Below are 13667 nucleotides of genomic sequence, written 5' to 3'. Positions count from 1 at the left end.
AGACGTGCTTATTCCTCCGCACGCAGATCGAAATCATCGACGACGCTTGGCTGGATGAGCTTTGAATGGATCATCAGCAGAAGATAGGGCGCATCCCGATGAGCGGGTTCATCGAGGGCACTTTCCACCCGCGTTTCCACTGCGAGCCTGCGCGCTTCCCCGTGTGCGCGTGCGAATGCCTCGCGCCCGAGCATGCAATAGCCGAGCAGTTCGGCAACCGGAGCGAATGCCTGCGGTGGTGGCATGCGTCCTCCTGCCTCGTCCTTCATCAGGTTGACGACGGCAAGTTTCGCGCCTTCGGGCACCAGCGCAGGATGGACGTCGACCGCGCGCAGTGCGCTGTCCAACTGCCTGAGGTCACTGGAACGGCCGAACATGCCGAAAAAACCCATCGAGGATCGCGCACGCGCCATGCCCCCTCCATCATCGAAGCCGAAACGGCCGGTCAGGCTGCGGACCGTAGAGCATGCCGGCCGGACAAGGAAGCACGACTGCGCTGTCAGCCGGCCTTGTCGCCCATCGTCGGCAGGAAGATGGTCAGGAGGCCAAGCAGCGGCAGGTAGGAGCAGATCCGGAATACGAACTCGACCCCGCGCGCGTCCGCCACAACGCCGAGTACCGCCGCCGCGATGCCGCCCATGCCGAAGGCAAAGCCAAAGAAGAGGCCAGCGACAAGGCCGACACGTCCAGGAAGGAGTTCCTGGGCGAAAACGACGATCGCAGGAAACGCTGAGGCGAGAATGAGGCCGATCGCCGCTGTCAGAAACGGCGTCCAGGAAAGGTCGACATAGGGCAGCGCTAGCGTGAACGGAAGGACGCCAAGGATGGAGAACCAGATCACGAATTTGGAGCCGTACCGGTCACCGATCGGGCCGCCCAGCACCGTACCGAGCGCCGCCGCACCGAGGAAGACGAACAGCAGCACCTGCGCCTGGCTGATGTCGACCCCGAATCGGGCCATGACATAGAAGGTGTAGTAGCTGGTGATGCTCGCCATGTAGATGTTCTTCGTGAAGACCAGCAGCGCCAGAATGGCCAGCGCGGCGACGACCTTGTTTCTGGAGAACGGCATGACGCGGCTGGCAACCGGCCGGCCGGCGTTGGCGATGCGGTACCGGCTGTACCAGTTGCCGACCTGCCAGAGGATGACCATCGCAGTGATCGCCGCGACCGAGAACCAGGCCACGCTGCCCTGCCCGCGCGGCACGACGATGAACGCCGCGAGCAGCGGACCGATCGCCGTCCCGACATTTCCCCCGACCTGGAACAGGGACTGCGCAAGACCGAAACGTCCGCCGGACGCGAAGCGTGCCATGCGGGACGATTCAGGGTGGAAGACGGCAGACCCGAAACCGATCAGCGCCGCGCCGACGAGAAGAAACGGATAGCTCGCCGCATGCGCGAGAAGAACCAGGCCGATCAGCGTCGAGGCCATGCCGACCGGCAGCGAATAGGGCATCGGGCGTTTGTCGGTATAGAATCCGATCAGCGGCTGAAGGATAGACGCCGTGACCTGGAAGGTCAGCGTCAGCAAGCCGATCTGCCAGAAGGCAAGGCCGTAATCGGCCTTGAGCATCGGGTAAATGGCCGGCAGCAATGCCTGCATCATGTCATTGAGAAAATGGCAGAAGCTCACCGCCAGAATGATGGAATAGGTCGTCTGCTCGACGGATGTCGGACGTCTCTCCGCATCCATCGTGCCGACCGTATGTGAAAGGCCTGCCTGTGACATTGGTCCCCGCCGCGCATCAAGCCGCCCGGATGGAGCGGACGTACCTTGCGTCTCCACCGACCATATAGGCCGATTGCCTGCGGCCCGCTTTCGTGGTTTGGTCGATGAAATTCGCGTCTGGGCCAAAGCCATGCAACACCGCAGCGTCATGCCGGATCATCCGGCGCCAGTAGCGCACCCGGACGATACGGTGACGACCCGGGATTTGAACGCGCGCCTTGACTGGCTCGAGACCGCGGACGGGCCGATCGTGGCGCTTTCGACGCTCTATCCCGACGGCTTCACTGTTCCCCTGCATCGCCACAGCCGGTCACAACTGCTTCACGCCCTGTCGGGTGTCGTGATGATCTCCACTGCGCTCGGCCGATGGATGGTCCCGCCCGACCATGCGGTGTGGATCCCCGCCGGCATCGACCATTCCGTCGAGATGTTCGGCGATGTCGGCATGTATTCGGTCTATATCAAGCCGGGCGCGGTGGCCGGCCTGCCGCCGTCCCTGCGTGTTGTCGCCATGAGCCCGCTGATGAATGCACTGGTGGTCGAGGCAGTGTCCCTGCCAACCGTGTATGAACCGGCCAGCCGGGCCGACCATCTGATGAACCTCGTCATGCATGAGGTGCCGCAGCTGGTGGAAGTCCCGCTGGCGCTGCCCTTCCCCACCGATCCGCGCCTTGCCGCGCTGTGCAGGGCCTATGTCCTGGCACCATCGCCACATCTGACGATCGACGACTTCGCACGCCGGGCGGGTATGAGCCGACGTTCGTTCACGCGCGCGTTTCAGCGGGAAACCGGGCTCGGGCTGATGCGCTGGCGCCAGCAGGCCTGCCTCTTCGCGGCCCTGCCGCGGCTGTCACACGGAGAAAGCGTGACGAGTGTCGCCCTGGACCTTGGCTATGAGAGCGTTCCTGCCTTCATCACGATGTTTCGCCGCACGATCGGCGTATCGCCACGGCGATACGCGAAGGGCGGACTTTGATATCGCCGAGGAATCGACGCATCCGAACGCTCGATCGGCAGTCAAGTTCCATGACAAATGGTTTCATTACGTTACTGCTAATTGATCGTCCATCCGGCGAACCATGAGTGTGCGTTTTCGTTCTTCTGCCAGTGACCGCGCGGTAACAACAACGTGAATTTCTGAGGAAACCCCCGAAGCGTGGTCAGAACAGGAGAACGAACAATGAAACGCGCTCTTATGACATCCGTCGCCTTCAGTGCCATGCTGGTCGGCGCCTCATTCACCGGGCCTGTCATGACATCGGGCTTCGTTACACCTGCCAACGCGCAGGAAGAGCCTGCTCAGACGGAAGAGATGCCGGCTGAAGGTTCGGACGAAGCTGCGCCTGACGCGGAAATGGATGCCGGTTCCGGCGCGGATTCTGGTTCTGACGCCGGTGCGACCGACGATGCGGGTTCAGGTGACGACGCGACCGCAGACGATGCTGCCGAAGGCGCGCCTGAAGCCGAAGAATCTGCTGACGATATCGAAGATGGCGACGAAGAATCGCCTGTGACGACGACTGGCGACACCGACGACGCGACCAGCGACGATGTGGATGCTGGCGCCGCAGAGGAAGAAGCCGACGAGATGCTTTCGGACACGCCTGAAGAAGGCGCTACCGATGATGCCGCAGCAGGCGACGATGCCGCCGCTGGCGAAGGCGAAATGTTCATCGACATGCAGGCTGAAGACGAAGTGTCGGCCAATACCTACATCGGCCAGTCGCTCTACAACATGGAAGACGAGTCGATCGGCAACATCAGCGACCTGGTGTTCTCCGAAGACGGTGGCGTCACGACGGCCATCGTCGGCGTCGGCGGCTTCCTTGGCATCGGCGAAAAGTCGGTCGGCGTGAACTTCGACATGATCACGATCGAACAGCAGCCCGACTCGGCCGACGTTCGTCTGGTCATCGAAGCAACCCGCGAAGAGCTGGAAAGCGCGCCTGACTACATGGACAAGGACGCTCAGGTCGCCGAGGAACAGGCCAACCAGCCAGCCGCAACGACGGCACCGGCCGGTGGCGGCGCCATGGACCCGGCAGCAGCGCCGGCCCCGGCTGAATAATAGCCTCTGGGTCTGAGCACCCGACCTATCGAGACGCCCGGCAGTTTCCTGCCGGGCGTTTCGCTTGCCGGCTAACCTTGGAGATCGCTGGCTGGTTCTGGTCTTGGCGCACCGAATCATTACATTGAGCCCCATGATCGAACCCGACGACGACATCCCGTTCTTCGGCGACAGCGAGCCGCCGCGAGCGCCATCCGGTCTTGCTGCCCGCGCCATGGCGGCGCGCAACAAGGCCCAACCGCAACCCACCTATCTCGACGGACTCAATCCAGAGCAGCGCCAGGCCGTACTGACTACCGAGGGGCCCTTGCTGGTTCTGGCTGGCGCCGGGACGGGCAAGACCCGCGTATTGACGACGCGCATCGCCCACATCCTTGCCACCGGCAAGGCATTTCCGTCGCAGATCCTCGCCGTCACCTTTACCAACAAGGCGGCACGGGAGATGAAGGAACGTGTCGGCGTGCTGGTGGGCGGCGCGGTCGAAGGGATGCCCTGGCTCGGCACGTTTCACTCCATCGGCGTCAAGCTCTTGCGCCGGCACGCCGAACTGGTCGGGCTCCGCTCCGACTTCACGATCCTCGATACCGATGACGTCATCCGCCTGCTGAAGCAGCTGATCCAGGCCGAGGGGCTGGACGACAAGCGCTGGCCGGCACGCCAGTTCGCCCAGATGATCGATGGCTGGAAGAACAAGGGCCTGGCACCGCATGAAATTCCCGAGGGTGATGCGCGCGCATTCGCCAACGGCAAGGGCCGCGAACTCTACGAGGCCTACCAGAACCGGCTGAAGACGCTGAATGCCTGCGATTTCGGCGATCTGCTGTGTCACCCGATCCGCCTTCTGCGCGCCCATCCCGACGTGCTGGCCGACTATCACCGCAAATTTCGGTACATCCTCGTCGACGAGTACCAGGACACCAATACGGCGCAGTACATGTGGCTCCGTCTTCTGGCGCAGAGGCCGAAACGGAAGGAAGCCATCGAGGCCGGGGCGGAAGCGGCGCCCCGGCGCAGCGAACCCGCACCCGGTGCGAGCGAGATCAATGTCTGCTGCGTCGGCGACGACGACCAGTCGATCTATGGCTGGCGCGGCGCCGAAGTCGACAACATCCTGCGCTTCGAAAAGGACTTCCCCGGAGCCACCGTCATCCGGCTGGAGCGGAACTATCGTTCGACCGAGCACATTCTGGGCGCCGCTGGCCATCTGATTGCCCACAATGAAGGCCGGCTCGGCAAGACGCTGTTCACCGAACAGGCCGACCCCGAGCACGACAAGGTCAAGGTTCATGCAGCATGGGATTCCGAAGAGGAAGCCCGCGCCGTCGGCGAGACGATCGAGACCCTCCAGCGCGACGACCGGAACCTTTCCGACATGGCGATCCTTGTACGCGCATCGTTTCAGATGCGCGAATTCGAGGACCGCTTCGTCACGATGGGGCTCAATTATCGCGTGATCGGCGGTCCGCGCTTTTACGAGCGCCAGGAAATCCGCGATGCGCTTGCCTATTTCCGTGCCGTTTGTCAGCCTGCCGACGATCTGGCGTTCGAGCGCATCGTCAACGTGCCCAAGCGCGGGCTAGGCGATGCGACGATACGGCAGTTGCACGACTATGCCCGCGCCCGCGACATCCCGATGCTCGCCGCCGCGCGCGATCTGGTGAACACCGAAGAGCTGAAGCCCAAGCCGCGAAAATCGCTGACCGACGTCGTGGAGAACTTCACCCGGTGGTCGCAAGCCCTTGAATCGACTCCGCATACCGAACTCGCCGAACGCATCCTCGAAGAGTCCGGCTATACGGAGATGTGGCAGAACGACAAGTCGGCCGAGGCGCCCGGACGGCTGGAGAACCTCAAGGAGCTGATGCGCTCCATGGAGTTCTATGAATCCATGCGCGGTTTCCTGGAACATGTCGCGCTGGTCATGGATGCCGAGCAGCAGGAAGACATGGACGCCGTCAGCATCATGACGCTGCACTCGGCCAAGGGCCTGGAATTCGAGACCGTCTTCCTGCCCGGCTGGGAAGAAGGTCTCTTTCCGCACCAGCGCGCGCTGGACGAAGGCGGTCGCGCAGGGCTGGAGGAAGAGCGCCGCCTCGCCTATGTCGGGCTCACCCGCGCCAAGAAGTTCGCCCATATCTGGTTCGTGTCGAACCGGCGCATTCACGGGCTCTGGCAGTCGACGATCCCGTCGCGCTTTCTCGACGAACTGCCTGACGGGCATGTCGAGGTGGCCGAAGCGGATATGTCCTATGGCGGTTACAACCGGTATGGCGGGGCGGCGTCAGGACCGGGCCGGGCCAATCCCTACGGCGCGTCGAGGTTCGACAATCCCGATGTCTTCGCCTCGACATATCAGACCCCCGGCTGGAAGCGTGCCAAGGCCAATGCGACCGATGCGACACGCGCCAATTGGGGCAGCCGGTCGGGCCATCAGGTCGAACGCGTCGGCTACGGCGAAAGCGGGCCCCGCGGCATCCGCACGATCGAGGGCGAACTGGTCGCCAAATCCAGCACCGATGCACCGAGCGCGTTCTCGCTGGGCGAGCGCGTGTTCCACATGAAGTTCGGCAATGGCTATGTTGCGGCAATCGATGGCAACAAACTGACGATCGATTTCGACAAGGCCGGACAGAAACGGGTGCTGGACGGTTTCGTCACGAGGGTGTGATGCCGATGATGGGCGAGCGGAACCTGCGAGCGACCTCGCTCGTTGTTGAGCACGTCCGTAACAACGCAACTTCGAAGGAATGCCCATGAACCGCGCCCTGCCCCTTCTTCTGGCCGCCCTGCTCGGCCTCGCCGCATGCGGCGATGACGCCGAGACGACGACCGGTGAAGCTGGCGCTCCGGCCGTCGAGGACAACGACACCTCGCGCCAGGCCGGTGAAGCTGCCGATGCCATCGGTGACGCAGCCCGCGAGACGGGCGAAGCGGCACGTTCGGCCGCAGAAGATGTTGGAGAAGCCGTAGGTCCCGCCCTTGACCGCGCCGGAGACCTCGCCGACGACATGCTGGATTCGGCCGAGGAAGGCCTGAATGATGCAACCCGCACCGCTGCCTGCCAGACCGCCCGCGCCGCGGAGGATCAGGAAGGCATCGAAGCCAACTGCTGAGCGCCGCCGGTTCTGGTGCAAGGCAAGCGAAATGGGCGGCCGGCCTTGAGGCGTGGCCGCCTGTTTCCGCTTAAGTCAGTTCGGTTTCATCGCGCGTCCGAAGGCTTCACGGGACGTCACGCGCGCCACAAAATCCTGGATGACCTTGCTCTCGCCAAGCCGCGGCGCCTTGAACGACGAGGCCCAGGAAAGCTCCGCTCCGATATAGACGTCTGCCGCCGAAAATGCGCTGCCGAGCAAATAGTCGCGACCGGCAAGACCGGCCTCGATCGTGTCGATCACGTCGTCATAACTGCCCCAGCCGACGGCCGAGCGCTTGAGCGGCTCTCCATCGCCGCGAAACATCTGTTCGGACAGCGCCGGTTCGAAGCAGCTCCCACCGAAGAACAGCCAGCGATAATAGGCACCGCGCGCATCGCTTCCGACAGGAGGCGCGAGTCCGGCGTCGGGATAGGCATCGGCCAGCCATGCGATGATGGCCGGCGTTTCGGTGATCACGGCTCCCGCCGCTGTGACGATGGCCGGAATCTTGCCCATCGGATTGATCGCGAGGAATTCGGGCTTGCGGTTGTCGCCCTTTTCGAAATCGATCAATCGCAGGTCATAGTCGGCGCCGACTTCTTCCAGCATCCAGCGTGCCATGACGGCGCGGCTTCTCGGATTGAAATAGAAGATCAGCCGGTCGCTCATTCGTCGCCTGCGTGAGCCGAGGTGCCTGACGGCCTTGCCGTCTCACGACCGAGGCCCATCGATTTCGCGAGTTGAGAACGTTTCGCCGCATAGTTCGGCGCGACCATCGGATAGTCGGATGGCAGGTTCCAGCGGGCGCGATAATCGTCGGGTGACATGCCGTATTGCGCTGCAAGATGGCGCTTCAGGGATTTCAGCCGCCGCCCGTCCTCAAGCGATATGATGTAGTCTGCCGTCACGGATTTGTTGACCGGAACGGCGGGCACGAGCGGCTCCTCAACCGGCGCATCGCTCGTGAGTTGTTCGAGCGAAGAATAGACGTTGTGAATCAGGCCAGGCAATTCGCCTGCGGGCAAAGAATGTTTGCTGACATAAGCGCTCACGATCGCGCCTGTCAGTTTCAGCTTCTGTGCATCATGCAACTCGGTCATTCCGGGACTCCCAATATGTCGCCGCCCTAAAAAACGTGTCGCGACATTAGCTTAGCCCCAGCGCCAATGCAGGAAAATCTAGCACCACCCCTCGAATATGAACAGCTGTTAAAAATTACGGGTTAACAAATATTTAACGCAATCTAGGATGGATGAACTATGCCGTCTTTTTTCGGCACAGGTGGCAGGCGGCGACGCGCTCTAGGACCAAAGGACAGAGGGAATCGCTTGACGGCAAAAGCGTGCACTGCATTTAATCTTCCCGCTGGCGGTGGAGTGCCAGCAGTACGGGAGGACAACCATGAGGACGAAACTGACACTGGCGGCACTTGCCGCCGGAACGATGCTGTGCGCGCCAGCGCATGCCCAGAATGACGATGCGCTGGAACGCCTCGGCAACTTCCAGACAACCGGCACGACCGAGTTCACCGTTATCGATCAGGACTCCGACAGCGCCGAGGCGATCAGCCGGACATTGGAACAGATCGAGCTGCCCGACGGCTTTTCCATCGACCTTTACGCGTTGGTCCCCGATGCGCGTCACATGGCAGTCGGGCCGCAGGGGATCGTCGTCTTTGTCGGCACACGCAAGACCGAGGTCTGGGCCGTCACGGACCGCGACAAGGACCGCGTTGCCGACGAGGTGAAGAATTTCGCGCCATCGCTGGCCAAGGCCATTCCGAATGGCCCCTGCTTCTCGCCCGAAGGCGTGCTTTTCATCGCCGAGCAGAACCGCGTACTTCAGTATCCGGCAGCCGAATTCTTCTATGAAAGCCCCGACGTCGTGGCTGTGCCCGTCATCGCCGGCGGCGAACTCGTGCCGGAAGAGGAAGTCAGCTACAACCACACCGCGCGCGTCTGCGACATCGGCCCGGACGGCAAGCTCTACATTTCGCTCGGTCAGCCCTACAACGTGCCGCCGGCCGAAAAGCGTGACCTTTATGAAGAGCAGGGCATTGGCGGGATTATCCGGGTCAACCAGGATGGTAGCGATCGCGAGGTCTACACCTACGGCGTGCGAAACTCCGTTGGACAGGACTTTCACCCGGAGACGGGCGATCTGTGGTTCACCGACAACCAGGTGGACGGCATGGGCGACGACATTCCCCCTGGCGAGATCAACCACCAGACCGAGGCAGGCCAGAATTTCGGCTTCCCCTGGTACGGTGGTGGTTCGATCCGCACCAACGAGTACAAGGACGAAGAGGTACCGGCCGACGTCGTGATGCCGGCGGTCGAGATGGAGGCGCACGCTGCCGATCTCGGCATGGTCTTCTATTCTGGAGACATGTTCCCTGACGAGTATCGCAACGGGATCTTCTCCGCCCAGCACGGATCCTGGAACCGCACGGAACCGGTTGGCGCCCGGGTGATGTTCACACCCGTGGGCGAAGACGGAACGGTGGGTGAGACCGTTGCGTTCGCGGAAGGCTGGCTCGACGAGAACGGCGAATATCTCGGCCGTCCCGTCGATGTCGCGCAACTTCGCGACGGCTCGATCCTCGTCTCCGACGATCTGGCCGGGGCGATCTATCGCATCTCCTACGACGAACCGCAGGCTCAGTAACATCGAGAATGGCCGGAGCCGGGGCCTGCTGACCGGCCCCGGCCGCTTTGACGAGGACAGGCAATGCAGGTGCTTTTGACGGTTGGAACCATCATGGCCGGTGTCGTGATCGGCTGGGCCGGCGCGGTTCATGCCCAGGACGCGACGGCCGGACGCCAGATCGCCGGCCAGTGCCAGACATGCCATGGCATCGACGGCATCGCCAAGATACCGATCGCGCCCAACCTTGCCGGCGAGAGCCGCATCTATCTGGAGACCCAGCTCAAGGCATTTCGCAGCGGGGAACGCGAGAATGAAATGATGAGCGTCGTTGCGGCCAACCTCACCGACGAGCAGATATCGGATGTCGCCGCCTGGTACGAATCGATCAAGGTCACCGTAGAAGTTCCCGAATAGACTGGGATTTCCAGACACGTCTTGCTTTTGGGGCACTGGATGGCCACATGGCGGCTACTGACGAGCGAAAGACGCGAGCATCCCGCATGGCCGAGACCATCAACGTCGAGATCCCCCATCGCCTGACCCGCCTGGAAGCGCGCCAGCGCCTGGAAGGCGGCCTGCAGCGTGTCCACGAACAGGTCGCAGGCCGAGCCGTGTCACTGGAGCAGCAATGGAGCGGCGACCATCTCGATTTCAAGGCCGGCATGATGGGTCAGACCATCACTGGACGACTGGACATCGAGGACAGCGTCGTGCGTCTCGAACTCGACCTGCCCTGGCTTCTCGCCTCCATCGCGAACTCGCTCAAGGGCCGCCTCAAGAAGGAAGGCACGCTGCTTCTGGAAAAGAAGTAGCCTCCGGTTCCCTCGCACTGCGTCCATCCGGGGTTGAACGGCACAGGTGCTTCCGTCAGGTTGTCGGGCAAGAGACGCCATTCATCCAATTCTGATGAGACGAGGTAGACCATGACGACCGCTTCGGCCGCGACCGGCACGCACGACATCACCCCCAAGGGTTTCACGCTCTCCGATCCGGCGCTCTATCACGACAGCTCCTTCATTGGCGGCGAATGGATCGACGGCACCGGCAGCGACCGTCTTGAGGTAAAGAATCCCGCCGATGGCCAGGTGATCGCGACTTTCTCCGTGCTTGGCCCTGAAGGCGCCCGCAAGGCGGTGGATGCCGCCGACAAGGCCTTTGATGGCTGGAGCGCGCTGCTTCCCCAGGAACGCACGGATATCCTGAGGCGCTGGTACGATCTCGTGGTCGAGGCGAAGGAAGATCTTGCGCGCATCATGGTGCTGGAACAGGGCAAGCCCATTTCGGAGGCCCGCGGCGAGATCGACTATGGCGCCTCCTTCATCGAATTCTTTGCCGAGGAGGCACGCCGGCCCGACATCATGAGCGTCACCTCGCATCTGCCCTCCGCGGAAGTCGAGGTCTGGCGCGAACCTGTCGGCGTCGCCGCGCTGGTCACGCCATGGAACTTCCCGATCGCGATGATCACGCGCAAGGCGGCGGCGGCCCTCGCCGTCGGCTGCACGGTGGTCGTCCACCCCTCCAAGGAAACGCCGATTTCCGCGCTCGCTCTCGCCGTGCTTGCCGAGCGCGCAGGCTTCCCCAAGGGCGTATTCAACGTCGCCGTCGGAGAACCGGCGCCGATCGTCGGAGAATGGACGAAAGACAATCGTGTCCGTGCGCTTTCCTTCACCGGTTCAACCGAAATCGGGCGCCTGCTCTATGAACAATGCGCGCCCACGATAAAGCGACTCAGCCTCGAGCTTGGCGGGCATGCGCCCTTCATCGTTTTTGCCGACGCCGACCTCGACACCGCCGTCGACGAGGCGATCAAGGCGAAATTCGCGACGTCTGGTCAGGATTGTCTGGGCGCCAATCGCTTCTATGTGGAGCGGAGCATCTATGAGACGTTCTGCGAAAGGTTCGCGCAGAAAACCGCGGCGCTGACGGTCGGCGACGGCATGGACGACCCGGACATCGGGCCGTTGATGAACGCAAATGCGGTCAGAAAGCAGGAAGAACAGGTCGCCGACGCCGTCGAGCGAGGCGCACGCGTCCTAACCGGGGGCAAGCGTCACGCGATGGGCGAACTGTTCTTCGAGCCGACGGTGCTCGGCGATGTCCCGCTCGACGCGAAGATCATGCACGAGGAGACCTTCGGCCCCGTCGCCGCCATCGTGCCGTTCGATACGGAGGAAGAGGTGCTGAAGGCTGCCAATGACTCCGAATACGGCCTTATCGCCTATCTGCACACGATCAAGCCGGCACGGATCTATCGGCTGTCTCGGGCGCTGCAATACGGCATGATCGGGGTCAATCGCACCAAGGTGACCGGCGCGCCTATTCCGTTTGGCGGCATGAAACAATCCGGCCTTGGCCGCGAGGGCTCGCGCCACGGCATCGAGGCCTTTTCCGACGTCAAATATGTCTGCCGCGATTGGTCCTGAGATGTCCGGAGCCTAAAGTCCGTCGCCCTCCGACCCTTCTTGCGGACGACTGACCGGTCGAAGCCGTTCCCATTTGTCGAGGAACGCTTCGGCCGACAAGGACTGCATGTCCGCGATCGCCTCGTGGAGCACGCCAAGGGGCCAGTCCCACCACATGAGTGCCTGAAGCCGGTCCACCACAGCCTGCGAAAAGCGCATCCTCAGCCGCCGGGCCGGCACGCCGGCAACGACCGCATAAGCGGCGACGTCTCGGCTGACCACGGCATTGGCACCGATCACGGCGCCATTGCCGATCATGACGCCCGGCAGAACGACGGCACCGTGGCCGATCCACACATCGTTGCCGATCGTGACGCGCCGCGACCGCCTGCGCTCGCGAAGAGACTGATCGATGCCCAGATAGCGGAAATATTCGTTGGGCCGATAGCTGATCTTGTGCGTCGTCACCCGTTCCATCGGGTGTTCGAGCGCATTGATCCGCACATTGGCCGCGATCGAGCAGAACTTGCCGATATCGGCATAGATCGCTTCGCCGTGCCGCTCGAAATAGGAGAAGGCGCCGACGGTCACCTCGCGCAGCACGACCCTCTCGGCCACGGCGACATGGCCGCCGAGCTGGCAATTCTGCACGAGCGCGCTGCCATGAACCCTTGGCGTCGGATCGGTCAGTCTCGTGTCGGGGTCGAATGGATCGTCCATAAGATCGCAATAGGCCGGCGGCGAAGCGACCGCAACATTGCAACTGGCGCGGCCGTGCGGTTGCCGCTAGAATCAGCTCATGTCTTCACCCAGCGCACAAACTCCAGGAAAGCAGCGTCCCGCGTGGCTCATGATTGTCGCGCTGGTCGCCGGCGGGCTGGCAACCGGAGCCGCCTTCGCAGGGTGGGCCAACCATGGCGTCGACATGTTCGTGAGCATGGCCGCCACCGGTCTTGCCTGGTGTCTTTGACATCAACCCTCCCGAAATCGGGCTGCGCGCATTTATCACGATGACACGCCGCGCCAAGCCGCCTATGTCGCAACGGTACACGCTTTGGAGCGAGATATCGGGATGGCTTTTTTTCGCGGAGCATTGTGGGTTCTTGTCGTCGTCTTCGCCGGCGTGCTCGCATTCCTGACATACGAATTCACCCGAAACGACCCGGCGGGCTCTAATGGCCCCTATGGCGTGCCGTTCGAGTTGGTCGACGAGAATGGCGAAGTCATCACGCAGGCTGCGTTCCAGGGACGGCCAACCGCCCTCTTTTTCGGCTTTACCCACTGCCCCGACGTTTGTCCGACCACCCTCTACGAGCTCGACCGGTGGATGGCGGAAGTGGATCCGGACGGTGACGACATGGCCGCCTATATGGTTTCCGTTGACCCGGAACGCGACACGCCGAATGTTCTCGACACCTACGTCTCCAACGTCTCCGACCGCATCCATGGCATCACCGGAGACCCGCAGGCCGTGGCGGACATGGTCAAGGGCTTCAACATCTACGCCCGCAAGGTGCCCCTGGATGAGAACGATCCGGAGGGCGACTACACGATGGACCACACCGCCTCGGTGTTCCTGCTCGATGAAGACGGACAGTTCCGCTCGACGATCGCCTACGGCGAAAACGGGGATACGGCTGTACAAAAGCTCAAGAACCTGATCGAAGGCTGAGCTTTCCGCT

General features: G+C 62.6%; 14 protein-coding genes. 9 read left to right on the top strand and 5 right to left on the bottom strand.

Translation table 11 applies throughout. The annotated features are described in order from the left end of the window. Window positions 1-8: 8 nt before the first annotated feature. Both CN673_RS02640 and CN673_RS02635 read right to left on the bottom strand, forming a co-directional pair. Window positions 9-413: a hypothetical protein gene (locus tag CN673_RS02640; protein WP_099864659.1), complete on the bottom strand. Its 405-nt coding sequence runs from the start codon at window positions 411-413 to the stop codon at window positions 9-11. A gap of 86 nt (window positions 414-499) precedes the next feature. Beyond that, entirely contained in the window at window positions 500-1696 is a 1197-nt protein-coding gene (locus tag CN673_RS02635; protein ID WP_099865029.1) for an MFS transporter, read from the bottom strand. 166 nt (window positions 1697-1862) lie between these two features. Here CN673_RS02635 and CN673_RS02630 point away from each other — a divergent pair, with 166 nt between their 5' ends. The 4 genes from CN673_RS02630 to CN673_RS02615 all read left to right on the top strand — a co-directional run bounded on the left by CN673_RS02630 (window position 1863) and on the right by CN673_RS02615 (window position 6913). Next, a complete protein-coding gene (locus tag CN673_RS02630; protein ID WP_245409745.1) occupies window positions 1863-2708 on the top strand; it encodes an AraC family transcriptional regulator in 846 nt (281 codons plus the stop codon). Between the two features lie 204 nt (window positions 2709-2912). Beyond that, window positions 2913-3800, top strand: coding sequence for a PRC-barrel domain-containing protein (locus CN673_RS21245; protein WP_245409744.1), 888 nt, complete (start codon window positions 2913-2915; stop codon window positions 3798-3800). A gap of 133 nt (window positions 3801-3933) precedes the next feature. Next, window positions 3934-6468: an ATP-dependent helicase gene (locus tag CN673_RS02620; protein WP_099864658.1), complete on the top strand. Its 2535-nt coding sequence runs from the start codon at window positions 3934-3936 to the stop codon at window positions 6466-6468. Window positions 6469-6553: 85 nt separating this feature from the next. Further along, window positions 6554-6913, top strand: a complete 360-nt coding sequence (locus CN673_RS02615) for a hypothetical protein (RefSeq protein ID WP_099864657.1) — start codon at window positions 6554-6556, stop codon at window positions 6911-6913. A gap of 75 nt (window positions 6914-6988) precedes the next feature. Here the strand turns inward: CN673_RS02615 and CN673_RS02610 are convergent, their stop codons facing one another. Beyond that, complete coding sequence (locus CN673_RS02610) at window positions 6989-7603, bottom strand: glutathione S-transferase family protein (protein ID WP_099864656.1); 615 nt, start codon at window positions 7601-7603, stop codon at window positions 6989-6991. Then, the gene (locus CN673_RS02605; protein ID WP_198585868.1) at window positions 7600-8034 is read right to left on the bottom strand and encodes a Ros/MucR family transcriptional regulator; all 435 of its coding nucleotides are present in this window, start codon (window positions 8032-8034) and stop codon (window positions 7600-7602) included. The genes CN673_RS02610 and CN673_RS02605 overlap by 4 nt, the downstream gene beginning before the upstream one ends. A 301-nt stretch (window positions 8035-8335) precedes the next feature. Between CN673_RS02605 and CN673_RS02600 the strand changes: the two genes are divergently transcribed. The 4 genes from CN673_RS02600 (at window position 8336) to CN673_RS02585 (ending at window position 12006) form a co-directional block, all read left to right on the top strand. Further along, window positions 8336-9601: a PQQ-dependent sugar dehydrogenase gene (locus CN673_RS02600; RefSeq protein ID WP_099864655.1), complete on the top strand. Its 1266-nt coding sequence runs from the start codon at window positions 8336-8338 to the stop codon at window positions 9599-9601. Window positions 9602-9664: 63 nt separating this feature from the next. Next, window positions 9665-9997: a c-type cytochrome gene (locus tag CN673_RS02595; RefSeq protein ID WP_099864654.1), complete on the top strand. Its 333-nt coding sequence runs from the start codon at window positions 9665-9667 to the stop codon at window positions 9995-9997. A gap of 86 nt (window positions 9998-10083) precedes the next feature. Continuing rightward, window positions 10084-10395 carry a polyhydroxyalkanoic acid system family protein gene (locus CN673_RS02590; protein WP_099864653.1) on the top strand — a complete coding sequence of 104 codons (312 nt, stop codon included), beginning with the start codon at window positions 10084-10086 and terminating at the stop codon, window positions 10393-10395. Between the two features lie 111 nt (window positions 10396-10506). After that, the gene (locus CN673_RS02585; RefSeq protein WP_099864652.1) at window positions 10507-12006 is read left to right on the top strand and encodes an NAD-dependent succinate-semialdehyde dehydrogenase; all 1500 of its coding nucleotides are present in this window, start codon (window positions 10507-10509) and stop codon (window positions 12004-12006) included. Window positions 12007-12018: 12 nt separating this feature from the next. Here CN673_RS02585 and CN673_RS02580 read toward each other — a convergent pair whose 3' ends face one another. After that, window positions 12019-12705 (bottom strand): DapH/DapD/GlmU-related protein, encoded by a 687-nt coding sequence (locus CN673_RS02580; protein WP_099864651.1) that lies wholly within the window; start codon window positions 12703-12705, stop codon window positions 12019-12021. A 352-nt stretch (window positions 12706-13057) separates the two neighbouring features. Here CN673_RS02580 and CN673_RS02570 point away from each other — a divergent pair, with 352 nt between their 5' ends. Beyond that, window positions 13058-13657, top strand: a complete 600-nt coding sequence (locus CN673_RS02570; protein ID WP_099864649.1) for an SCO family protein — start codon at window positions 13058-13060, stop codon at window positions 13655-13657. Window positions 13658-13667: the final 10 nt, after the last annotated feature.

Origin of the sequence: Neopararhizobium haloflavum (genome assembly GCF_002750855.1) — a bacterium.
In the GTDB taxonomy this organism is placed as follows: Bacteria; Pseudomonadota; Alphaproteobacteria; order Rhizobiales; family Rhizobiaceae; genus Georhizobium; species Georhizobium haloflavum.
This window is presented reverse-complemented; position numbering and strand designations above follow the sequence as displayed.